Source organism: Gephyromycinifex aptenodytis, from assembly GCF_012277275.1.
Classification (GTDB): Bacteria; Actinomycetota; Actinomycetes; order Actinomycetales; family Dermatophilaceae; genus Gephyromycinifex; species Gephyromycinifex aptenodytis.
In genome coordinates this window covers 231,140-254,137 of the sequence record NZ_CP051155.1, presented here as the reverse complement: position 1 = coordinate 254,137, position 22,998 = coordinate 231,140, and the positions used below count along the sequence as shown (strand labels likewise).

The window sequence follows — 22,998 nt, the reverse complement described above, 5'->3', positions numbered from 1 at the left end:
CTGCGCCCGCCTACGAGCAGTCAGTTCTGGGGCAACACCGCAAGCAGTTTCGCCGCAACCGGCTCTGGTGTCAGGCCGGCGTCGGCCAGCACCTGTGAGCGGCTCGCGTGCTCCAGGAAACGCTTGGGAAGCCCGAACCGCAGCACCGGCGCGAACACCTGATTCGCGGCGAGTTCGGCGGCCACCGCGGAGCCGATGCCATTCTCGGCGACGTGATCCTCGATGACCGCGACCACTCGGGCGTTGCGTGCCGCCTGCACCACCTCGCCGGAGACCGGAAGCACCCAGCGCGGGTCGACGACCCGGACGTGGTGGCCTTGGTCGGCAACGATCGCGGCTGCTGCCATCGCGGTCGGCGCCATGGCCCCGACCGAGACGATAAGCACGTCCAGCTCATCGTCCAGGCCGATCTCGCCTTGGTCGGGGTACTGCGCGATCACTTCCAGGGACTCGAAAGCGGCCAGCGCCTCGATCACCGGCGGTTCGGTGCCCTTGGGGAAACGGATCAGGCTCGGGGCGTCGTCGATATCGACGGCCTCCCAGAGGGCACGTTCCACCTGCGAGCCGTCACGCGGAGCGGCCGCGTACAAGCCGGGCACGATCGCGGCCAGAGCGAAGTCCCACATGCCGTTGTGCGAGGCACCGTCGCTGCCGGTCGCCCCGGCCCGGTCCAGCACGAAGGTCACGCCCGCTTTATGCAGCGCGCAGTCCATGAGCATCTGATCGAAGGCGCGGTTGAGGAAGGTGGAGTACAAGGCCACCACCGGGTGTAGCCCGGCGAAGGAGAGGCCGGCCGCCATCGTCACCGCATGCTGCTCGGCGATCCCGACGTCGAACACCCGCTCGGGGTACTTGGTGGCGAAGTCACGCAGCCCCACCGGGATGAGCATCGCCGCGGTCAGCGCCACGATGTCCTCACGTTCGGCGCCCAGGTCGACCAGCGCCTCGGAGAAGTTCTCGGTCCAACTGCGGCCAGCGATCTCCAACGGCAACCCGGTCTCCGGATTGATGATCCCCACCGCGTGAAACGCGTCATCCACGTGGTTGACGGCGTGGGAGTAGCCGTGGCCCTTCTCGGTGAGCACGTGAACGATGACCGGCCCACCGAAATCGTGGGCGCGCCGCAGCGCGGTGTGCAGCGACACGAAGTCATGCCCATCGACCGGACCGACATATTTAAGCCCGAGGTCCTCGAACATCACCTGCGGAGCGACGATGTCTTTAATGCCCTTCTTGACCCCGTGCAGGGTCTCAAAGACCGGGCGTCCCACGACGGGGGCTCGAGTGATGGCCTTGCGGCCCCAGGAGAGCATCTCCTCGTATTGGCGGGTCGTACGCAGCAGCGCCAAGTGCTCGGCCAACCCGCCGGTGGTGGGAGCGTAGGAGCGTTCGTTGTCGTTGACGATGATGACCAGCGGCAGGTCTTTGTCGGAGGCGATGTCGTTCAGCGATTCCCACGCCATGCCACCACCGAGCGCACCATCACCGATGACGGCGACCGTGTGACGGTCGGTTTCTCCCCGCAGGCGGCGTCCGCGAGCGATGCCCTCGGCCCACGACAGTGACGTGGACGCGTGGGAGTTCTCCACGACGTCGTGCTCGGATTCGGCCCGGCTGGGGTAGCCCGAGAGACCACCGCGAGAACGCAGACCCTCAAAGTCCTGACGACCGGTGAGCAGCTTGTGCACGTAGGCGATGTGGCCGGTGTCGAACACAATTGCGTCTTTGGGGCTGTCAAAGACCCGGTGCAAGGCGATCGTGAGTTCGACGACGCCGAGGTTCGGGCCCAGGTGCCCGCCGGTTCGAGAGACCTTCTCGACGAGGAACTCTCGGATCTCACCCGCGAGCTCTTCCAACTCTTCAGCGGTTAACCCACGCAGGTCGGAGGGTTGATGGATCGTCGCCAACAGGCTCACAGGGTCGGTCCTTCCATGCGCGAGCAACCGTTCGACCATACGCCCCGCAAGGCTCGCGCGACACTCGACGGCTGATGCCCGGTTCAAGGCGCAGGCCAGTGGCTTCTTAGACTGCTCGTATGTCCCAACCCGGTGAGACTTCGCCGTCCACGACCCTGCATTCCGACCTCGACCTGCTCGCTCAGTTGCACGCCCAGGTACTCTCCGAATCCGGCCACGATGCCGGTGAGCAACTCGATGCCTTGGTGGAGGCCTGCCGCCGCGAAGATGAGTCGGCGGTTCAAGCCATCGTCGATGAACTGGACGCCGAGGCCGCCGCAACGTTGACCCGCGCGGTCACGGTGCACCTGCACCTGGCTAACTTGGCCGACGAACGCAGCCGGGCCCGGGCGTTGCGACGCGGAGAGGACGACGATATCGAGTCCGGCGGGGTGGCCCCTGCCTTGCAGGAGCTCATCGACAGCAACCGACTGCAGGGGTTGCGCATCCACCCGGTGCTGACCGCACACCCCACCGAGGCCCGGCGCCGGGCCGTCACGGCAGCGCTGAGCCGCATCGCCCAGCAGTTGGACCGATTCGACGACCCGCAGAATGGTGCCCCCGAGCACGCTGTGGCCCGGCGGCGGATGTTGGAGGACATCGACATCCTGCAGCGGACCTCAACCTTGCGCCGCACTCAGCCCGAACCCCGCGACGAGGTCAAAACCGTCCTTACCGTCTTCGACCAGACTCTGTTCCGGGCCGTTCCGCGTCTGTATCGCCGGGTCGAGGCGGCTTTGCCGGGCGCGGACCCGGGCCGCACCGGGCCCCAGGTGCCCGCCTTCGTTCGCTTCGGCACCTGGGTGGGCGGGGACCGCGACGGTAACCCCTTCGTCACCTCCACCGTCACCCGCGCCACCATGGCCACCCAGGCCGAGCAGGCGTTGCGCCAGCTACATGAGCATGTGGACCGAGTGGCGCGCACCTTGACGATGGACACCGTCACCACGCCGCCCTCCCCCGAACTCATGCAGGCCCTGGCCGTGGATGCCGTTGCCTACCCGGAGCAGTTCGCCGAGATCATGAAGAACTCTCCGGGCGAACCGCATCGCCAGAAACTCCTGGTCGTCGGGGCCCGGGTGGAGGCGACGCGCCGCGAACATGCCGGGTTTGCTTACGCCGGACCCGAAGAGATGCTTGCCGAGCTGCGCCTGGTGCAGGACAGCCTGGTCGCGGCCGGCGACGCGCGCAGCGCACGCGGGGAGCTCCAGCACCTCATCTGGATGGTGGAGACGTTCGGCTTCCACCTGGCTGAGCTCGAAGTGCGCCAGCACAGCGCCGTCCACGAAGGGGTGCTCACCGAGCTCATCGGCATGCTGCCCGACGTAGCCGACCCGGGCGCGGCCGCCCAAGACCCGGCCTTCCTGGACGAACTGGCAACCAAGGGCTGGCCGATCGCGGTGCTGCCGCAGAGCGAACGCGCCACCGAGGCCTTGGACACCATCCGGGTGCTCTCCTGGCTGCAACAGCGCTGGGGGGTGGGTTGCTGCGGGCGCTACATCGTCAGCTTCACCCGTAACGAGGCCGACCTGCTGGCCGTACGGGCCCTGGCCCGCCTGGCGGTGGGCGACCGGCCGCTGCGCCTGGACGTGGTCCCCCTGTTCGAGACTGGTGCCGACCTGCAGAACGCCCCGAGCATCCTGCGTGCGTGGGCGCAACGGGCCAGCACCCAAAGTCAGTGGGCGCAGTCCGGGCGGGCTGTGGAGGTCATGGTGGGCTATTCGGACTCGGCCAAGGACGTCGGGCCGGCCAGCGCCACGCTCACCCTGGACCACGCCGAGCGGGAACTCGTGGCGTGGGCCGAGCAGGCCGAGGTGGAACTCACCCTGTTCCACGGGCGCGGCGGCTCCCTGGGTCGCGGCGGCGGCCCACTGCACCGCGCGATCATGGCCCAGCCCAGTGGTTCGGTCGATGGCCGGTTCAAAGTCACCGAGCAGGGCGAGGTGATCTTCGCCCGGTACGGCGACGCTGCCATCGCTCAGCGCCACCTGGAACGGCTCACTTCCGCTGTGCTGCTGGCCGACGAACCCAAGCGCTCCAAGGCCCGGGATGACGCGGCTGCTCGCTACGCCGACTTGGCGCGCATCGTCGATCAGCAAAGCCGCGGCTGCTACCGCGCGCTGGTGGAACAGCCCGGTTTCGCCGACCTCATCGCCCTGGTCAGCCCGTTGGACGAGATCGGCGACCTGCGTCTGGGGTCGCGCCCCTCGCGGCGGGCCGGCGTGGAAACCGGCCGCAGCCTGGATGACCTACGGGCCATCCCCTGGGTCTTCAGTTGGGCGCAGACCCGAGTGAACCTGCCCGGTTGGTACGGCCTGGGCAGCGGTCTGGCTGCGGTGGGTGACATCGAGTTGCTGCGCCGGGCCTACCGAGAGTGGCCGCTGTTCGCATCGCTCATCGACGTCGCGGAGATGAGCCTGGCCAAGTCGGACCGCCGCCTGGCTGAGCGTTTCCTGGAGCTCGGTGGACGCCCGGATCTGAGCGTGCAGATCCTCACCGAGTACGACTTGTCCCTGGCCCACGTCTTAGACGTGTTGGGTCAACAGGAACTCCTGGAGCGCAAGCCCCACCTGAGCCAGGCGATCGGGCTGCGCCGGCCCTACATCGACGCGCTGAGCCACCTGCAGCTCAAAGCGTTGCGGGTGCTGCGCCTGCCCGCAGATCCCCTACGTAATGGGCCGGTGGATCGGGAGGCCTGGCGGCGCACCTTGCTGCTCACCGTCAACGGCGCCGCTGCCGGGCTGCAGAACACCGGCTGATCCGGCCCGAAACCTGCCAGCGCCAGGCGGGCTTGCTCCTCCCATTGAGTTCCTCGGCGTGGCCCCTAGGCTGGGGCCATGCCGACGATCTTCAGCCGCATCATCAACCGTGAGATCCCTGGGCGCTTCGTGTGGGAGGACGAGCTGTGCGTCGCTTTCCTGACGGCAGGCCCGCTCACTGACGGGCACACCCTGGTCGTCCCCCGCGAGGAGATCGACCAGTGGCTCGACGCTGACGAGGCGACGCTGGCCCACCTGACCCGGGTGGCCCAGGCCATCGGCCTGGCGCAGCGCCAGGAATGGGACAGCGCTCGGACCGGGTTGCTGGTGCAGGGGTTCGAGGTGGCGCACCTGCACCTGCATGTGTGGCCCGTGAACTCCCCGGCCGACTTCGACCTGCGCAACGTGCAGTCCGAGCCGGACCAGGCCCGGATGGACCAGAGCGCGCAGCGACTGCGGGATCGGCTGCGTGCCAACGGGCACGCGGATGCCGTGCCCGCCGATCCGCAGAGCTGAGCCGAACCGAGCGCACGCGGGCCCAGTCACAGCCGAGGCACGAAATGCTCCCCGGTGAATGCGGCATGCACCAAAGCGGCAGCTCTGGCCGTGGCGCGCAGCCGCAGTCCCTCCCGCTCCAACACGCCGAGGATCTCCGGCAGCGCTTCGGGCGGCAGGTGGGGCCCGAGTTCGACCCGCGCGTGACGGTAGGCCTCCCGCATGACGCTGACCTCTCCTTCGACATGGCGGGCTGCGATCCAAGCCAGGGCGAGCGGATGCCGCCGCCAGGCGTCGTAGCCGCGGTAGTCCGGCGGGCACTGGTCCAGCAACCAACCCACCGCGGCCTCTTGCCACCCGGGAGCCTCCGGGCCGGGCACTCCCTGCGGCCAGCCGGGTGGTGTCGTCCTGTGCGGTGCCGAATCGTTCATGACCGCAGGATGCCTGCCACGACCGACATCCCTTCCAGAGATCAGGTCGACGCAACCCCGCGCGGGCTTAGAGTCCGCCGGCGAACCTACCGCGAGCAGGCTGACCCGCGCCGAACCCGCCGCGATCAGGAGGGGCCCGGATGAGTTCACTTGCGGACCTGGTGCCTGAGGAGTACCCCTGGGCTTGCCCGAGAGTCGCCGGGGTTCTCCGGGCCGGTCGCTTCGTCCCCCACCCGGACCCGGTGCGGGAGGTTCCCCCGGGCGGGCGCGCCGTGTTGGCGGTCGGCTCGAACGCCTCCCCCACGGTGTTAGCGACCAAACTGCCTCGCGCATCGGCTATCCCGTTGCTGCCCGCAGAGTTGCACGAAGTGGCGATCGGGCATTCCGCCCACGTCAGCCGGCGCGGCTATCTGGCCGCGGCGCCCTACGCCTGCCGCGGCGCTCGCACCCCCGTGGTCCTGACCTGGCTGAGTGCCGACGACCTGGCGGCCCTGGACGCCACCGAACCCAACTACGAGCGGATCACGCTCGCCGACCTGGGCGGGTCGGTCACGCTGGCCTTGGGGAGGTCGGAAATGCCGGACCCACGCGAGGTCGACCTGTACTCCTCGCGGCACGGCCTCATCAGCCACCTGCACAGCCCCGAGCAGCACAACAGCGACCACCGCGACCGCGATGTCGAGCATGACGGCCACGGGCCGGATGGCGCTCCTGGGGCCCACCCGCTGCCGCTGATGCCGCAAGGTGAGTTGTTCGCTCTCTTGGCCGGCCATGGCGAACTGGCGGCGCTGCTGGGCGGCTCCCCCGCCCAGGTGTGCGCCCGCCTTGCCGGCGACCCAGCAGCTCGCGAGCACGTCCGTCGCATACTGTCTCGCGGCGCCTGTGATCCACGGGCGGGCGGCGCGTCTGAAGCGTGAGCCCTAACCGGCATTTTCACAGCCGGCCAGGCACCCGGTCCACGTGCACGATCCCCGACGAAGACCCCAGGCATACGACAAGGCCGGGGTCTGTCGACCCCGGCCTTGTGCGGATTGATCAGGCTTGCACGAGGTTGCGCAGCACGTACTGAAGGATTCCGTCGTTGCGGTAGTAGTCCGCTTCTCCGGGGGTGTCGATGCGCACGACCGCGTCGAACTCGACGCTCTCGCCGCCGTCCTTCGTGGCGACAACCTTCACGCTCTTGGGCGTGCGGCCCTCGTTCAGCTCGGTCACACCGGAGATCTCGAAGACCTCGGTGCCGTCCAGGCCGAGGCTGCTGACCGTTTCACCCTGCGGGAACTGCAGCGGCAGAACGCCCATCCCGATGAGGTTGCTGCGGTGGATGCGCTCGTAGCTCTCCGCGATGACCGCCTTGACCCCCAGCAGCCGGGTGCCCTTGGCAGCCCAGTCACGTGAGGAACCGGAGCCGTACTCCTTGCCGGCCAGGACCACCAGCGGAACGCCCGCCTCCTGGTAGGCCTGAGATGCCTCGAAGATCGAGGTCTGCTCGCCACCGGCGAGGAAGTTGCGGGTGAAGCCGCCTTCGACGCCGTCCAGGAGCTGGTTGCGCAGTCGGATGTTGGCGAAGGTGCCGCGAATCATCACCTCGTGGTTGCCGCGTCGCGAACCGTAGGAGTTGAAGTCCCGGCGGTCCACACCGTGCTCTGCCAGGTACTTACCGGCTGGGCTGTCAGCCTTGATCGCACCAGCGGGGCTGATGTGGTCGGTGGTGACCGAGTCGCCGAGCTTGGCGAGCACCCGAGCGCCGGAGATGTCCTGTACCGGCGTGAGCTCCATCTTCATACCCTCGAAGTACGGAGGCTTACGCACGTAGGTGGACTTCTCGTCCCACTCGAAGGTGTTGCCCTCAGGAGTGCTGAGGTTGCGCCAACGCTCATCGCCGGAGAAGACATCGGCGTACTGGGTCGTGAACATCTCGCGGTCGATCGAGGAGGCAATCGTCGCTTCGACCTCCTCGCTGGAGGGCCAGATGTCCTTGAGGTAGACGTCATTGCCCTGCTGGTCCTGGCCCAGCGGCTCGGACTCGAAGTCGAAGTCCATCGTTCCGGCCAAGGCGTAGGCAACGACCAGCGGGGGGCTGGCCAAGTAGTTCATCTTGACGTCCGGGTTGATCCGGCCCTCGAAGTTGCGGTTACCGGACAGCACCGAGGTGACCGCGAGGTCGTACTCGTTGATGGCGGCCGAGATGTCGGCCGGCAGCGGTCCGGAGTTGCCGATGCAGGTGGTGCACCCGTAACCAACGAGGTGGTAGCCCAGCGCCTCCAGCGCCGGCCACAGCCCAGCCTTGGTGTAGTACTCGGTGACGACCTTGGAACCAGGCGCCATCGAGGTCTTGACCCACGGCTTGACCTTCAGGCCCTTCTCGGATGCCTTCTTAGCGAGCAGGCCCGCCGCGAGCATCACCGAGGGGTTGGAGGTGTTGGTGCAACTCGTGATCGAGGCGATCGAGACGATGCCGTGGTCGATCTCGAAGGACTGGCCCTCGCGCTCCACGGTGACGACCCGGTGCGCACGCTGGTCGGCGGAGCCGGTCTCCTCAGGTGCGTTGTCGCCCTTCTGCAGGTCCTCACCCGGCGCGGGCGGGTCCGAGGCCGGGAAGGACCCGGAGTCCACGACGACCTCGTCGTTCTGGCCGGTGGCGTAGTCCGGGAGAACCTTACGGAAGGACTCCTTGGCCTGCGAGAGCAGGATGCGGTCCTGCGGACGCTTGGGGCCTGCGATGCTCGGCACGACCGTGGACAGGTCGAGCTCGATCTCCTCGGAGAAGCGCAGTTGCTGGCTCGGGTCCAGCCACAGGCCCTGCTCTTTGGCGTAGGCCTCGACCAGGGCGACCTGCTCTTCGCTCCGGCCGGTCAGGTGCAGGTACTCGATGGTCTTCTCATCGATCGGGAAGATCGCACAGGTGGAGCCGAACTCGGGGCTCATGTTGCCGATGGTGGCGCGGTTGGCCAGCGGGATCGAGGAGACACCCTCGCCGTGGAACTCGACGAACTTGCCCACAACGCCGTGCTTGCGCAGCATCTCGGTGATCGTGAGAACGACGTCGGTGGCGGTGACACCGGCCGGAATCTCACCGGTGACCTTGAAGCCGACGACGCGCGGGATGAGCATCGAGACGGGCTGGCCGAGCATGGCCGCCTCGGCCTCGATACCGCCGACGCCCCAGCCCAGGACGCCCAGGCCGTTCTCCATCGTGGTGTGGGAGTCGGTGCCGATGCAGGTGTCGGGGTAAGCGACGCCGTCGCGCTCCATGATCACGCGGGCCAGATGCTCGATGTTGACCTGGTGCACGATGCCGGTGCCGGGCGGGACGACCTTGAAGTCGTCGAAGGCGCCCTGGCCCCAACGCAGGAACTGGTACCGCTCACCGTTGCGCTCGTACTCGTACTCGACATTGCGCTCGAAAGCGTCTTTGGTGCCGAAAACGTCGATCTGCACCGAGTGGTCGATGACCAGTTCGGCCGGGGAGAGCGGGTTGATCTTGTCGGCCTTACCGCCGAGTTCTACTGCCGCTTCGCGCATCGTGGCGAGGTCGACGATGCAGGGCACACCGGTGAAGTCCTGCATGACCACACGCGCCGGGGTGAACTGGATCTCGGTGTCCGGCTGGGCGTTCTGATCCCAGTTGCCGATGGCACGGATGTGGTCGGCGGTGATGTTCGCGCCGTCCTCCGTGCGCAGCAGGTTCTCCAGGAGAACCTTCAGGCTGTACGGCAAGGATGCGCTGCCCTCGACGGCGGACAGGCGGAAGATCTCTACCGTCTGATCACCGACGCGCAACGTCCCCTTGGATTGGAAGCTGTCTTGGCTCACCGCATGCTCCTTCAGGTAAGGCCTGCGAACTATCTTGATGTCGAGATCTTGAACCACACTGTGTCAGGTTGCCAGCGCCGGACACACACATCTCATGCCATAGATCCTGCACCAGCAGAGACCACCCCGGGCGCTGAACGGGCCACCTCCCGTGCGATTACCACTTCCGGACCCCCGAGCTCTCAACTGATCCGTGATGTTCCGGCCTCTGCCGGTACAAAGTGCGCAATGGTTTCCACGTGATGGGTCATCGGGAATGCGTCGAACCCCTGGACCGAAGAGACCTCGTAACCCGCCTGGCGCGCGTAGGCCACATCACGGCCTAGTGCCGCTGGGTCACACGCCACATACGCGATCGCCCGCGGATGCATCCCGCAGATGGCCTCGATGACCTCCCTACCGGCGCCCGAGCGGGGAGGATCGAGCACGACCAGATCGACGTCGTCACCGCCTTCGACCAGCGGGGCCAGCTCGTGCTCCACCCGACCGACCCGTGCCTCCAGTTCTGAGCGACCAGCCATGGCGGCCAGCAGTGAGTCCACTGCGCGCACATCCGACTCGATCGCCAGCACCGCACCCTCGGCACCGACCTGGTCGGCCAACGCACGAGCAAACACCCCGACCCCGGCGTACAAGTCCAACGCCCGCTCCCCCGGCTGGGGGGAAAGCAGCTCAAGCACGTGGTCCACGAACGTGGCTCCCGCTCCGGGATGGACCTGCCAGAAACCGCGAGCATTGATGTCGAACTCCCCGCTCCACAGGGCGCCGCGCACGCTCTCGCGCACCGTGGGGGAATCCGGCAGTCCCTGCGGCACTGCGATAGCCACCGCGGGCCCCTCGGAGGGAGCAACGACGTCCACGGAGCGCGAACGCGGCCAGCGCTGATCCAAAACCCCGGTTGCGATGATGTCCGGGTGGGCGATAGGGCAGTCCTGCAGCGGCAGAACCCGCTTGCTGCGCTGGGGGTGCAACCCCGCCCGACCATCCCGGGCAACGGCGAACTCCACCCGAGTGCGCCACCGCAGCCCCTCCTGGTCGCCGGGTACGGGGCGGACCTGCACCGGGACGTCCAGACCGCCCAGCCGGGCGAGCTGTTCCCGCACGACCTCGGCCTTCAGCCGGCGCTGGGCAGCGATGTCGACATGTTGGAAATCGCAGCCGCCACAGCCACCGGGGTGAGCCACCGGGCAACGCGGCTCTACTCGATCCGGCGAGGGAGTGCGGATCTCGATGGCGTCGGCGAAAACGAATCGATCCCCCGGGCTGCCTTTGGTCACCCGCGCCAGGACCTGTTCCCCGGGCAAGGTGTGGCGCACGAACACGACCTGACCGTCCTCGGCGCGGGCGACGCAGTGACCTCCGTGCGCGATCGGGCCGACTTCCAGTTCGAGTTCCATGTGCTGGCCATCCTTCATCGGCGCGGGCGACTCATGAGCGGCGCGCGGGTTTCGTGAGCCCATCAGCTCGGACCTCGCAGATTGCTCGGTGCGCTGGTACCTCCGGTGTACCAGTCCTCGGCGCCTTCGGAGGAACGCAGCTGCCAGGGCACGCTGACCACCATGACTCCGGGGGTGAACAGCAGCGCCGCTTTGAGCCGCAGGGCACTGTGGTTGTGCAGGGTGTGCTCCCACCAGCGGCCCACCACATATTCGGGGATGTAGATCGTGATCACATCGCGAGGGGAGCGCGCCCGAGCGGCTTTGACGTAATCGACCACCGGCCGGGTGATCTCGCGGTAAGGCGAATCGAGCAACTTCAGGTCCACGGGCACCTGACGGCGATCCCACTCGGCCAGCAACGTCTGGGAGACCTCTGGGTCGACGTTGACCGTGACCGCTTCCAGCACCGAGGGTCGCGAAGCACGGGCGTAGGCCAACGCCCGCATCGTCGGCTTGTGGATCTTGCTCACCAGCACGATGGCGTGCACATGCGAGGGCAAGGCCCGCTCTTCACGCGGGTCGTCGGACAGGGCGAGCTCGGCAGCGACCATGTCGTAGTGCTTGCGGATCCCCTGCATCACGAAGAACAGCAGAACCATCGCGGCGACGGCGAATCCGGCGCCACGCATGAATTTGGTGATGAGCACCACGATGAGCACCGAGCCGGACATCGTGGCCCCGACGCTGTTGATGATCCGGGAGCGCTGCATGCGGTTGCGTTCGGACTGATCCTGCTCTCCTGCCAGCAGCCGGTTCCAGTGCCGGATCATGCCGATCTGGCTGAGGGTGAAGGAGACGAAGACGCCGACGATGTACAGCTGGATCAGCTTGGTGACCTGCGCGTCGTAGGCGACGATCAACACGATCGCAGCCCCGGCCAAGATCAGGATGCCGTTGCTGAAGGCCAACCGGTCACCGCGTTGGGACAGTTGGCGCGGCAGCAGCCCGTCGCGGGCCAGCACCGAGGCCAGCACGGGGAATCCGTTGAAGGCGGTGTTGGCGGCCAGGACGAGGATGACGCCGGTGACGATGGAGATGAACACCACGCCGGGCAGGAACCCGTCGAAGACGGTGTGGGCCAGCTGCCCGATGATCGTCTCCTGCACGTAGTCCTCACCGACGGGGACGCCGTTGCGGAACAGTTGAGTGGCGGGGTCCTCGGCGAAGTTGACGTGCGCGGCCCGGGCCAGCGTGATCATGGCCATGAGCATGGTCACCGAGATTGCGCCCATCAGCGTCAGCGTCGCCGCCGCGTTGCGGCTCTTGGGCTTGCGGAAGGCGGGGACACCGTTGGAGATGGCCTCCACACCGGTCAGCGCCGCACAGCCGGAGGAGAACGCACGCAACAGCAGGAAGACCATCGCAAGCCCGCTCAGGGCCCCGTAAGCAGGTTCCGGGCGCAACTCCAGGCCTGCGCTGGGCGCGGCGGGCAGCGTCCCCATGAGGTTGCGTAGATGACCCCAGAAGGTCATGCCCAGGATGCCGATCATGAAGGCGTAGGTGGGGATCGCGAAGGCGGTGCCGGATTCGCGAACCCCCCGAAGGTTGATGGCGGCCAGCAGCACCACCAGAGCGACAGCCACCAGGGCCTCGTGCCCGCGGATGAACGGCAACGCTGCGCCCGCGTTCTGCACCCCAGAGCTGATGGAGACCGCGACGGTGAGCACGTAGTCCACCAGCAGAGCACTCGCCACCGACATCCCGGCCTTGGGCCCCAGGTTGACGGTGGCGACTTCGTAATCGCCGCCCCCGGAGGGGTAGGCGTGCACATTCTGGCGATATGAGGCCACCACCACGGCCATCACCGCAGCCACGCACAGCCCGATCTGCCAGCTGTGCAGGAAGGCGAAGGTACCCCCGGCCAGGGCGAGTGTCAGGAAGATCTCATCAGGGGCGTAGGCCACCGAGGAGAGGGCATCGCTGGCGAATACGGGCAGGGCAATCCGTTTGGGCAACAAGGTTTCCCCGAGGCGGTCGCTGCGCATCGCGCGGCCCACGACCATGCGCTTGAGCGCGCGACTGACATCCGACACCCGTCAACTGTAGGGCCGGTGCAGCCGAGGATTGAAAGCCCCCTGTTGTGCAACACCCCGTCGCGGCGCTCGGCCCACTCGATTGCGGCTGTAGCGTTGTCCTGTGCACTTCGTCATCATGGGCTGCGGCCGCGTCGGTTCCACCCTCGCTCTGAGCATCGAGGCCCAAGGCCACGATGTCTCGGTGATCGACCGTCAACCCGCGTCGTTCCGGCGCCTGGGCCCCGAGTTCGAGGGCCGTCGGGTCACCGGTGTCGGGTTCGATCGCGACACCCTGGTCAAAGCCGGGATCGAGCACGCCTACGCCTTTGCCGCGGTCAGCAGCGGCGACAACTCCAACATCCTGGCTGCTCGGGTCGCGCGGGAGACCTACGGCGTGGCAAACGTCGTGGCGCGCATCTACGACCCCGGCCGCGCCGAGATCTACCAGCGCCTGGGTATCCCCACCGTCGGCACGGTGCGTTGGACCGCCGACCGGATGCTGCGGCGCCTGCTGCCACACGGCGCGGTGCCGCAGTACACCGACCCCAGCGGGCAGGTGGTGGTGGCCGAGGTTCCGGCGCACGAGGACTGGATCGGTCGGCCGATGTCGGCGATCGAATCGGCCACCGGAGCGCGGATCGCGTACTTCATCCGGCTGAACCAAGGTCGCGTCCCCGGACCGGAAACGGTCTACCAAGAGAACGACATCCTCAACGTCGTCTGCCCCGCTGCCGACCTTCCCCACGTCGAAGGCGTCCTGCAGGAGCGACCACCGGCGTTGTGAGCCCGGTAGCCCCTCATCGATCAATGTCCGCGAAAGGACCACAGTCATGCGCGTCGTCATAGCCGGAGCAGGCAGCGTCGGCCGCTCCATTGCGCGCGAGCTCATCGCCGGGCGCCACGAGGTGCTCCTCATCGACCACAACGCTGACGACGTGCAGTCCTCGCGGGTGCCGGACGCCTCCTGGTTGCTGGCCGACGCCTGTGAGATCACCGCGCTGAACGAAGCGGGGTTGGAGAACTGCGACGTCGTGGTCGCCGCGACCGGCGACGACAAAGCGAACCTCGTCGTGTCGCTGCTGGCCAAGACCGAATTCGGGGTGCCTCGCACGGTCGCGCGGGTGAACAACCCCAAGAACGAGTGGATGTTCGATTCCGGGTGGGGGGTCGATGTCGCGGTCTCGACGCCGCGCCTGATGACGGCGCTGGTGGAGGAGGCGGTCAGTGTCGGTGACCTGGTGCGCATCTTCGAGTTCCAGCAGAGTCACGCCATCCTGGTCGAGATGACCTTGCCCACAGGCAGCCCGTGGGCGACCCGCCGCGTTGCCGAGGTGCCCTGGCCCGCCGACACGGTGCTCACCTGCATCATCCGCGGGGAACGGGCCATCGCCCCCTGCGGTGACGACCTGCTGGAGGTCAGCGACGAACTCATCCTGGTCACCACCAGCGAGGTCGAGAGCGAACTGGAACGCCTCCTGAACCCCTCCGCCGGCGAAGACGAGCCGGTCTAGTCAGACCCACACCCCGCGGCTGGCAGCGCCGCGGCCCGGCCGCGGCAATTGGCCGGCGCCACCCCCGGTGCCCTGCTGGTCTGATCAGCCGCGCGGCAGGATCTCGTAGCGAGGGTTGTAGATCGTCAGCACACCGGCCCGGCGGGTCACTCGCCCGTGGGCCCGCAGGTAGACCCCCGGTTCGATTCCTCGGATCGCGCGTCGGCCCAGCCACACGAGTTGCACCGACCCGGTTCCGTCGAAGAGCTCCACCGCCAGGTGGGGCGGATTCGAGGAGCAGGTGTGGGTGAGCGTGCGGATGACGCCCGACAGGTCGGCCAGCGAGCGTTCCTGCACATCACGAACGTGGGTGGCGCCGATGGCGCCGGCGCGCTCATGCAGCTCATCGGCTTCGAGCTCCTCGCTCGAACGCCCGTAGTGGTTGCGAAGACGATCCAGCAGGCTAGCCATCGGCTCAGCGAACCTCGGTGATCTCCGGGCCCCGCGCGAACGGGTCGAAGTCCTTACCGCCCGGCTCGGGCTGTCCCTCCGGGGACTCATCAGGCAACTGCAGTTCGAGCAGCTCCCGTGGCGCCATAGGTGCCTCGCCGCGGTCGACGACCACCACCCGCATCACGTTGCGCAGCGGCTCGGCGGCACGCTCGTCGGTGGCGGCCGAACCGCTGAGTACACCGCGAAGGAACCAACGTGGCCCGTCGAAGCCGACGAAGAGCATGGAGGAGGTGGTGGGACGTCCGGTCGCATCCTGGGCGGGGACCTGCACGAACAGCTCCGGGCCCAGCGGGCCTTGACGCTCCTGGGCGGTACCACCGGATGAGGTGATGCCCTCAGCCAGCTCCGTGCGGATCTCATCCCAGAGGCCACGCGAGCGCGGTGCCGCGAAGGCCTGCAACTGCAGCGCTGAGTCGCCGAGCATGACGCGTACTGCCGTCACCTGGGTCTGGGCCTCATCCATCTCGAAGGAGATCATCAGACCTTGGATCACGGGAAGCCACAGTGCACCAAGCTTGAGGAACTCTCCCTTGCCCGGAACCTCGGAACTGTCCCAGGGACCGAGCTTGGATTCGTCGATCACGGCCTCGCCCGCGGGCGCCTGGGCGCTGGCCTCATCCTGGGTCTGCGCTGCAGTGGCGGACTCGACGTCATCCCCGACTGGGGGCGCCGGGGTCTGCGCGGCGTCGGTCTCGACGGGAGCGGTCTGGGCATCTCGTGCCTTGCCGCGTCGGAACCATGCCATGTGTCGTCTCCTCGGTTCTGGTCAGCGATATGCGGGCGGAGGGCTATGAACTGTGCCCGAATCCGCCGCTGTCTCCATGACCAGTGTGACCCCTGTGACTGGCAGGAAGCACATCGACCTCATGCAAGCTCGCCCGACCCACCCGCTGTAGGAGCAGTTGTGCGATGCGATCACCGCGCTTTACAGAAAACTCTTCGCGCGGGTCGAGGTTGATCAGATTGACCAGAATCTCACCTCGGTAGCCCGCGTCGACGGTCCCGGGAGCGTTGAGCACGGTGATGCCGTGGCGCGCGGCCAGGCCCGATCGGGGGTGAACCAATCCCACCCACCCGGCGGGGATGGCGACCGCGAGGCCGGTCGGAACCAGCGCTCGCTCGCCGGGCGACAAGTGGGCATCCGTGGCAGCGAACAGGTCCAGGCCGGCGTCGTGCTGTTTGGCGTAACCCGGCAGCGGTAGTTCTGGGTCTACACGCTGGACGAGGAGCCCGATGTCCTCGGGCTCCTCGTCCATCGCGTGAGGCTGTTGCGCAGCCAGGCTCATATGCACTCGCTGCAAACCGGCAACCCGTCGACCTCCTTGGCCAACTGGCTGCGGTGGTGCACGAGGAAGCAGCGGCTGCAGGTGAACTCATCGGCTTGTTTGGGTACAACGCGGACGGAGTATTCCTCGCCCGAGAGGTCGGCACCAGGCAGCTCGAAGCTCTCTGCCTGCTCGGCCTCGTCGACGTCCACGCTCGAAGCCGATTTATCGACGCGGCGAGACTTCAACTCCTCGATCGAGTCCTCACCGAGCTCGTCTTCTTCGGTCTTGCGTGGTGCGTCGTAATCAGTCGCCATCCGGCTCGTCTCTCCTCCAGTGGTTCTCAACCGGCCAGACACGACCGGTTGTGGGCCGTACAACGCACAAGCGTGCGGCTGTGTGCCCAACGCGGGGATTGTGCACCATCAGGAGGCTGCAGGTCACGCCAGGCTCCGTTCCCGAATCAGGCAGTCCGCCCAGCGGGGCGGTTCGTGTGTCCAACGTCACGTTTTTTCGGTTGTTACTGGTCAGGCGTCCTATATGTCGTTGCCGAAACCAGAACATCACCCGTTGTCCATGTGAGGTAGAGGGTACGCGCTGCCTTGGCTCTTACGCTGGGGTGCCCCGTGACAACGAAGTCAGAGGTTCACACCGATCAACAAACCCAGGAGGTGGGTAATGACCGAACTCACAAGCACCATTCGCGACCGCGCACGTGAAGCGATCGAGTCCTTGCAAGCGGCAGAAGCTGAAGACGACCCGCACCTGGCGGACATGCGCCTGGGCGAGTTGGAATCGCTGGCGCAGACAGCGGTCGCGCACGATCTGCACCTGCCGGAGTTGACGCCCTACCTTTCGGCGTCCTGACCTTCGCTAGAGCTCGAAAACGCCGGTGACTGCTCGGTCACCGGCGTTTTCGCGTCCTGGGAGACTCTCGTGCGGCTCAGAAATGCTGCAGGCCGTCCTGCACCAGTTCCGCCAATGCCGGATGCAGGGTGGCTCCCGCAGCGATGACGCACTCGCTGGAGGGCGGCGCCCCGTGCGCGCCGGTAGCTAGTCCCCCGGCCTCGGTGAGCACCAGCCAGCCTGCAGCCATGTCCCAGGGGTTGATGCCCATTTCGTAGTACCCGTCCAGCCGCCCCTGGGCGACGTGGCACAGATCCAGCGCGGCCGAGCCTCCTCGGCGTATGTCGCGGATCTGCGGCAGAACGTGCATGAGTACCCGCGCCTGGCGTCCGCGCTTTTGCGCGTCGTAACCGAAACCCGTGGCGACCAAGCTGGTTCCAAGATCGCTGGAGCCGGTGACGCTGAGGCGTTCGTCATTCCCGTCGCGACGTAGGTAGGCACCGCCGCCGGTGCGGGCGTGGTAGACGCTGCCTGCTGGCACATCCGCCACCGCACCGGCGATCGGCCGCCACTGCCCCGGGATGCGCGGGTCGCCCTCGACGACGGCGACTGAGACTGCGTACAGGGGGTAGTCGTACAGGAAGTTGACGGTCCCGTCGATCGGGTCCAACACCCAGGTGAGCGGGGACTGGGCGCGGGTATCGGCTTCTTCTTCGCCGTAGAAACCGTCCTGGGGGCGCAGCTCGCGGATGCGCTGCACCAGCAGCTTCTCGCTGGCCGCATCGACCAACGTGACCACGTCGGTGCGGCTGGACTTCACCTCGATGCCCAGATCGTCCGGGCGCTGGCGCACCAGTTCAGCCGCTTCCAGGGCTGATTCGATCGCGATGCGTTCCAGTTCGACCAACTCATCGTGCGAAAGCTGCGTCATGACTTTTCGTCCTTGCGTTGGGTTGGCGGGTTCAGGCTCGCACCGTCGTCGCTGCCGCAGACCGCCGGGCGGCTCACGCGGGGATTGGGACAGCAGCCCGGTGCACACGGCGCCGGGAGGGCGGCGCCGGTCGGTGAGACGGTGATGGGCTCCACCTGCTCGCCTCGTGCCTGCGCGGCCCGTTCGAAACACAAATCGACCAGCCCCGCGACGAACTGTGAGTCGTCGCGCACCGTCGGCACGCGGGTGAAGACCAGACCCAGCTCGCGGGCGGTCTGCGCGGCTTCGGTGTCCAAGTCATGCACCACCTCCATGTGATCGGCGACGAAGCCGATCGGTGCGCACACCACCCCTTCGATCCCCTCCTCGGCGAGATCTGCCAGGTGATCGACGATGTCGGGTTCGAGCCAGGGTTGGTGCGGCGGTCCCGAACGGGAGCAGAACACCAGACTCCACGCCACCTCGGTGCCCGTTCGGGCGAGTTCCTCGACGATCGAGACTGCGAGTTCGCGGTGCAGGCGCAGGTAGTCGTCCCCGTTGGGCCCGCTGTGCTGGGCCATACTCACCGGGATCGAGTGGGTCACGAAGGCCAGGTGCACCGAGCCCACACGCTGAGTCAGGTCGGTGACGGCGCTTCGGACCAGACGCGCGGTGGGCGCGACGAAGGCCGGGTGGTCGGCATAGGGGCGCAGCTTGTCGACCTGGAGCTCGATACCTTCGGCAGCCAGCTCAGCCAGGGAGTCGGCGAGGTCTTCGCGGTATTGCCGACATCCCGAATAGGAGGGGTAGGCGCTGGTCACCAGGGTCAGGATGCGGCGCGCACCGCTCTGGTGGGCTTCTCGCAGAGCTTGCGTCGTGAACGGCGCGCTGTGCCGGTTACCCCAGAACAGCGGGATCTTCACTCCCCGGCGTGCGAACTCTGCCCGCAATCCGGCGAGCAGCGCCCGGTTCTCGTCGTTGATGGGGCTGCGCCCGCCGCGAATGTCGTAGTGGTGGGCGACCTCTACCAGTCGCTCCTGGGGAACCCCCTTGCCGCCGGTGACGTGCTGCAGGAACGGCATGACCTCTTCGGGGCGCTCCGGGCCGCCGAAAGAGAGCAGAAGGAGGGCGTCATACGGGTGCAGGTCGCTCACGAAGGTCCTTCACTTACTGGGGTCCCGACACCGACGGATGCATGTCGGCGCCGGGTTCACGGTACCGTGGGCCCCGGGTTTGGTCGGGCCAGGCGGGGGGGCCGCCGAGCGTCCCACTGCCGTGCCCGCTATCCGCACGCATTCTGCAGGTGGCACAGTCCAGGGCACACCGCGCCTGATCGGAGAAGGTTGATGCAAGAACTGCAGCTCGTCGGCGTCCACGAGGACGGCGATTACCTTGTCCTCGCCTCGGCTGATGGGCAGGAGGAGTATCGGCTGACCATCGATGACACGTTGCGCTCAGCCATTCGCTTCCAGGCCGCCCACCCTGAGGGGCTCCGGGTGCCACACGGCCCGGTCGGGCCGGTGGAGGTGCAGGCGATGATCCGCGCCGGTGCCAGCGCCGAAGAGGCCGCGCAGCGAGCCGGCTGGTCGGTGGAGAAGGTCCGCCGGTATGAGGGACCGATCCTGGCTGAGCGCGAGCACATCGCCCAGATCGCTACCGGAGCTCGACTCCGCCCGCGGGGCATCGCCAGCGGCGCGCCGATCCTGCGCGACCGGGTGGAACGGCGGCTTTCCGCCCAGGGCGTGGACGTGGAAGGCATCTTCTGGGATTCCCGCCGCGACGAAGACGGCCACTGGACAGTGGAGTTGCACTGGAGCCTGGGTGGGCGCCAACACGTCGCCTCGTGGCACTTCACCAAGAGTTCGATGACGCTGCGGGCCCTGGACGCGCCCGCCCGAGCGCTCAGCGAAGACGAGGCTGACCAGGCTCTTGACCTGGTGACGCAGCGCCGCCACGAAGAGCCTGAACAAGTTCCTGCGCAGCGGCCCACCGCTGCAGCACCGCCTGCTCTGCATGACCCGGACAGCGACCTGATGTCCTCGATGCGCGAGCACTCCCGGGTGCGCACCCGTCGTGGTGGACCGCGCCGGGTCGCCTCGGCGCCGACCACCACGACCCCGCGCATGTTGGATGACGCTGACCTGGCCCCGAGGGCGGATCAGCCGCGCGAGCGGGACACGGCCGGCAGCGCCGCACACCTCGCAGAGGCCAATCCCACCGCCGCGCCGGCCTCGTTCCAAGACACCACCTCACGTGGCCCAGGAGATGCCGCCGCAGCTCCCGAGTCGGCGCTGATGGACGAGCCGCTGTTCCCCCTGGAAGAGGCCAGCCGACCCGAGCCTGCACTGCCCGGCAACGAACGCCAGGAGCCCGGTGCACAACCGGCCGGTGGCACGCTGAGCCTCAGCACCGACCCGGCGAAGCCGGCGCAGGTGCCCGATCGTGACGCTCAGCACGAACAGCCTGCTGGGACCGAGGCTGGCGCTGAGACTCGCGAAGCTCCTGAGATCGAGGAGGGTGCTGAGGCAGGTTCCGTAGAGTCCGAGCCCGAAGCCCCCTCCGCGGCTGCGGCGGAGCAGAACGAACCGGCACCTACCCCGGTCGAGGAAGGCACGCCCCCGCTGTTGACCGAGCATGAGCAGCCCGCCGAGGCTGCGCGGCCGGTCGACGAGCCCTCCCCTGCACCGGAACCGTCCCAGGAGTCCGAGGCCCCCAGCCCCGAATCCGCGCCCACCGAAGACTCCGAGGCGGCGAACCCGTCGACGCAGGATGTTCCGGACCCGCAGCAGACAGCCCCGCGGCAAGGGCGCGGACGCAAACGCAGCCAACGCAACCGGCGGGCAAAGGCTCCCACGACGACCCCGGCCCCGGCGGCACCGATCATGGTCGAGGGCGGCGACGCCCCCGCTGCGCAGAGCCAGCCCACCCAGGCAGCTAGCGCGGAGGTAGCCGGCTCCGATCCTGAGGTCAGCTCTCAATCTGCCCCTGCACCCGCGCCCAGGGCCCCGGCGCCGTCACGGCGCCCCCGCCAGGAGCAGAAACCCGATGAGTCGCAGGCCGACCAGCCTGCGCAACCCGCAGCCACCCCGCCGAACCCGGCAACCGATCCGGGCGAGGACGACCAGGCGAGCGAGCAGGCCCCGCCTCAACCGCGCCCCAAGCGCAGCCGGGCCCGCCGGGCCAGCGTCCCGGCCTGGGACGACATCATGTTCGGTACCAAGCCTGGCACCGAGGACTAGCCCACCAGGCTTACTCGAAGCGATGTTCGGCCCCCTCGCCACCGGCAAGGGGGCCGAACTCGCCGTGGGCGCTGCAACCGGTGAGGAAGTCAGCTGTTCCGAGGCGGCACCACGATGAGCGGGATGGCGAGCTCGTCCTCGGTAAGCGCCCCGTGCTGACCGATCAGGCGCAGCAGTTCGGGGCGTTGGGTGCGCGAATCGACCACCGCGACGCGCTCCCGCATGACGACCAGCACATCCCCGATGCGGTCCCGAACGGCGGGCTCGACCAGACCGAACAGCCGCGCGGATTCGGCCTCCTGGCGACTGAGCACCCAGGCGCTCTCCCCCAGCCGGTCCCGCCAGGTCGCGAGCACGTCCGCATGGGCGCCGGTTTCGCAATGCAGTTGCAGCCCCCGTGCCTCGCCGGCCACGTGACGCACCCCCGCGGCCAGCTCCGGGTCGTGCGCTAGATCGATCCGCGCGTCCTGGGGGATGTCGACCATCCCGTGGTCGGCGGTCAGCACCACTGCGGTGTCCGCAGGGACGGACTCCACAAGCCGGCGTATCGCAGCGTCCACGGACTCCAGTTCGGCGCTCCACTGCCAGGAGTCGCAGCCATGCTCGTGCCCCAGCTTGTCGATGTCGCCCCAGTACAGATAGACCAGTGACCGGCGATCGGCCCGCAGCGCCGCCAGGGTGGCATCGACCCGGTCCGGTAGCGAGCGCGCTGCCGTGAACCGGCCGCCGCGCAGGGCCGCCATCGTCAGGCCTGAACCATCGAAGTAGCCCGGTCCGATCCGGGTCACGGCGACCCCGTCGCGTTCGGCACGTTCAAACACGGTCTGGTTCGGCTGCCAGGTGTGGGGGTCGGGGCCGTCCTCCCAGCTCAGTTCGTTCAGCACCCGGTCGGCGCCGGGGACGAGCACTGTGTAGCCCACCAACCCGTGCGTTCCGGGCAGCAGCCCGGTACCGAAGCTGCCCATGCTGGTTGCGGTTGTGGAGGGGAACCCGCACACGATGCGGCGCCGATCGAGGTTGCGCAGGAACGGGGCGTGTCCGCTGCGTCGCGACAACAGCACATCTCCCAGCCCGTCGACCAGGACGACCACAGCGCGACGAGCCGGCGGTATCCCGAAGGTGTTGGGCATACCGCCGACCCCCAGCGCCGCGGCGATGGAGGGCAACACGTTCGCCAGCGTGCCCTGCTCGTAGGCGGGCGCCGCTGGGGGCTGGGTCATGCCGTCGCGCTCTGCAGCGCGTGTGCGAAGGCCAGCGCCTGGGTGAGCGCTTGGTCGCCATCTGCCACGGAGCTGACCCGGACGCTGATGTCGTCGGCGGTGATCGTGCCTTCATACCCGTGGTCGGCGTCGCACTGCGGATCACCGCAGGTGGCAGGCAACACGTCGACCCGGCTGACCGAACCCCAACCGATGGTCACGGTGAGCTCTTGGCCCAGGGCCCCAGGGCGATAGTGAGCCGGATCGGCCACCACGTGGGTGAGCATGACCCCACGCACCCCCGACAGCGGGACGCTCTCGGTGGTGGCGGTGGCCGTGGCAACCGGAGTGCCTTCCCCGCTGTGGTCGTCCGCGTGCGCGACGACCAGCCTGGTCGGGGTCAGGACGAGCACCGTCACGTGACGACGCACGGTGTCGTGATCGAAGGTGGTCTCCTGGTGAACGAGGAAGGAGATGACTTCGTCACCGGCCAGTGCGGTACTGACGACATCCCGAACCAACCCCGGGTAATACCCGGCGCGCTCGATGTCACGGGTGAGGGCCGCAGGCAGAGGGTGTGAACCCGCGGAGCCGGGTCGAGAGAAGGGACTCATGCTCCTAGTGTCCCC

20 protein-coding genes are annotated in these 22,998 nt (G+C 67.8%); 7 read left to right on the top strand and 13 right to left on the bottom strand.

Annotation, left to right across the window (positions count from 1 at the left end):
• Positions 1 to 20 precede the first annotated feature (20 nt).
• The gene (gene dxs / locus G9V96_RS01065; RefSeq protein ID WP_168581375.1) at positions 21 to 1,916 is read right to left on the bottom strand and encodes a 1-deoxy-D-xylulose-5-phosphate synthase; all 1,896 of its coding nucleotides are present in this window, start codon (positions 1,914 to 1,916) and stop codon (positions 21 to 23) included.
• A 119-nt stretch (positions 1,917 to 2,035) separates the two neighbouring features.
• On the opposite strand from dxs, the gene G9V96_RS01060 reads away from it, so the two are divergent.
• On the top strand, positions 2,036 to 4,714 hold the full coding sequence (locus G9V96_RS01060; protein ID WP_168581374.1) for a phosphoenolpyruvate carboxylase: 2,679 nt from the start codon (positions 2,036 to 2,038) through the stop codon (positions 4,712 to 4,714).
• A 78-nt stretch (positions 4,715 to 4,792) separates the two neighbouring features.
• A complete protein-coding gene (locus tag G9V96_RS01055; protein WP_168581373.1) occupies positions 4,793 to 5,230 on the top strand; it encodes an HIT family protein in 438 nt (145 codons plus the stop codon).
• A 26-nt stretch (positions 5,231 to 5,256) separates the two neighbouring features.
• Here G9V96_RS01055 and G9V96_RS01050 read toward each other — a convergent pair whose 3' ends face one another.
• On the bottom strand, positions 5,257 to 5,640 hold the full coding sequence (locus G9V96_RS01050; protein WP_168581372.1) for a hypothetical protein: 384 nt from the start codon (positions 5,638 to 5,640) through the stop codon (positions 5,257 to 5,259).
• A gap of 140 nt (positions 5,641 to 5,780) precedes the next feature.
• Here G9V96_RS01050 and G9V96_RS01045 point away from each other — a divergent pair, with 140 nt between their 5' ends.
• Positions 5,781 to 6,557, top strand: coding sequence for a hypothetical protein (locus G9V96_RS01045; RefSeq protein ID WP_168581371.1), 777 nt, complete (start codon positions 5,781 to 5,783; stop codon positions 6,555 to 6,557).
• Positions 6,558 to 6,675: 118 nt separating this feature from the next.
• Here G9V96_RS01045 and acnA read toward each other — a convergent pair whose 3' ends face one another.
• From acnA to G9V96_RS01030, 3 genes are all read right to left on the bottom strand, one after another.
• Entirely contained in the window at positions 6,676 to 9,453 is a 2,778-nt protein-coding gene (gene acnA / locus G9V96_RS01040; RefSeq protein ID WP_210424434.1) for an aconitate hydratase AcnA, read from the bottom strand.
• 182 nt (positions 9,454 to 9,635) lie between these two features.
• The gene (locus G9V96_RS01035; RefSeq protein ID WP_226913364.1) at positions 9,636 to 10,850 is read right to left on the bottom strand and encodes a class I SAM-dependent RNA methyltransferase; all 1,215 of its coding nucleotides are present in this window, start codon (positions 10,848 to 10,850) and stop codon (positions 9,636 to 9,638) included.
• A gap of 62 nt (positions 10,851 to 10,912) precedes the next feature.
• The gene (locus G9V96_RS01030; protein WP_404861426.1) at positions 10,913 to 12,925 is read right to left on the bottom strand and encodes an APC family permease; all 2,013 of its coding nucleotides are present in this window, start codon (positions 12,923 to 12,925) and stop codon (positions 10,913 to 10,915) included.
• A 103-nt stretch (positions 12,926 to 13,028) separates the two neighbouring features.
• Here G9V96_RS01030 and G9V96_RS01025 point away from each other — a divergent pair, with 103 nt between their 5' ends.
• Positions 13,029 to 13,691 (top strand): potassium channel family protein, encoded by a 663-nt coding sequence (locus tag G9V96_RS01025; RefSeq protein WP_168581370.1) that lies wholly within the window; start codon positions 13,029 to 13,031, stop codon positions 13,689 to 13,691.
• A gap of 46 nt (positions 13,692 to 13,737) precedes the next feature.
• A complete protein-coding gene (locus G9V96_RS01020; RefSeq protein ID WP_168581369.1) occupies positions 13,738 to 14,418 on the top strand; it encodes a potassium channel family protein in 681 nt (226 codons plus the stop codon).
• Positions 14,419 to 14,502: 84 nt separating this feature from the next.
• On the opposite strand, the gene G9V96_RS01015 is transcribed toward G9V96_RS01020, so the two are convergent.
• Genes G9V96_RS01015 through G9V96_RS01000 form a run of 4 tightly spaced genes read right to left on the bottom strand, consistent with a single transcriptional unit; the run spans position 14,503 to position 16,492 of the window.
• A complete protein-coding gene (locus G9V96_RS01015) occupies positions 14,503 to 14,868 on the bottom strand; it encodes an OB-fold nucleic acid binding domain-containing protein (protein WP_168581368.1) in 366 nt (121 codons plus the stop codon).
• 4 nt (positions 14,869 to 14,872) lie between these two features.
• Positions 14,873 to 15,655: a DUF3710 domain-containing protein gene (locus tag G9V96_RS01010; protein ID WP_168581367.1), complete on the bottom strand. Its 783-nt coding sequence runs from the start codon at positions 15,653 to 15,655 to the stop codon at positions 14,873 to 14,875.
• A gap of 43 nt (positions 15,656 to 15,698) precedes the next feature.
• Positions 15,699 to 16,166, bottom strand: coding sequence for a dUTP diphosphatase (dut, locus tag G9V96_RS01005; protein ID WP_168581366.1), 468 nt, complete (start codon positions 16,164 to 16,166; stop codon positions 15,699 to 15,701).
• Between the two features lie 26 nt (positions 16,167 to 16,192).
• A complete protein-coding gene (locus G9V96_RS01000; RefSeq protein ID WP_168581365.1) occupies positions 16,193 to 16,492 on the bottom strand; it encodes a DUF4193 domain-containing protein in 300 nt (99 codons plus the stop codon).
• Positions 16,493 to 16,853: 361 nt separating this feature from the next.
• Between G9V96_RS01000 and G9V96_RS00995 the strand changes: the two genes are divergently transcribed.
• Complete coding sequence (locus G9V96_RS00995) at positions 16,854 to 17,042, top strand: hypothetical protein (RefSeq protein ID WP_168581364.1); 189 nt, start codon at positions 16,854 to 16,856, stop codon at positions 17,040 to 17,042.
• 76 nt (positions 17,043 to 17,118) lie between these two features.
• Here the strand turns inward: G9V96_RS00995 and G9V96_RS00990 are convergent, their stop codons facing one another.
• Together G9V96_RS00990 and G9V96_RS00985 are read right to left on the bottom strand one after the other, a co-directional pair.
• Positions 17,119 to 17,952 (bottom strand): inositol monophosphatase family protein, encoded by an 834-nt coding sequence (locus G9V96_RS00990; protein WP_168581363.1) that lies wholly within the window; start codon positions 17,950 to 17,952, stop codon positions 17,119 to 17,121.
• Entirely contained in the window at positions 17,949 to 19,085 is a 1,137-nt protein-coding gene (locus G9V96_RS00985) for a ferrochelatase (protein ID WP_168581362.1), read from the bottom strand. The genes G9V96_RS00990 and G9V96_RS00985 overlap by 4 nt, the downstream gene beginning before the upstream one ends.
• A 192-nt stretch (positions 19,086 to 19,277) precedes the next feature.
• On the opposite strand from G9V96_RS00985, the gene sepH reads away from it, so the two are divergent.
• Positions 19,278 to 21,170, top strand: coding sequence for a septation protein SepH (sepH, locus tag G9V96_RS00980; protein ID WP_168581361.1), 1,893 nt, complete (start codon positions 19,278 to 19,280; stop codon positions 21,168 to 21,170).
• Between the two features lie 89 nt (positions 21,171 to 21,259).
• Here sepH and G9V96_RS00975 read toward each other — a convergent pair whose 3' ends face one another.
• Positions 21,260 to 22,390, bottom strand: a complete 1,131-nt coding sequence (locus G9V96_RS00975) for an alkaline phosphatase family protein (RefSeq protein ID WP_168581360.1) — start codon at positions 22,388 to 22,390, stop codon at positions 21,260 to 21,262.
• Positions 22,387 to 22,983 carry a DUF5998 family protein gene (locus tag G9V96_RS00970; protein ID WP_168581359.1) on the bottom strand — a complete coding sequence of 199 codons (597 nt, stop codon included), beginning with the start codon at positions 22,981 to 22,983 and terminating at the stop codon, positions 22,387 to 22,389. Before G9V96_RS00970 ends, G9V96_RS00975 begins: the two co-directional genes overlap by 4 nt.
• Positions 22,984 to 22,998 lie beyond the last annotated feature (15 nt).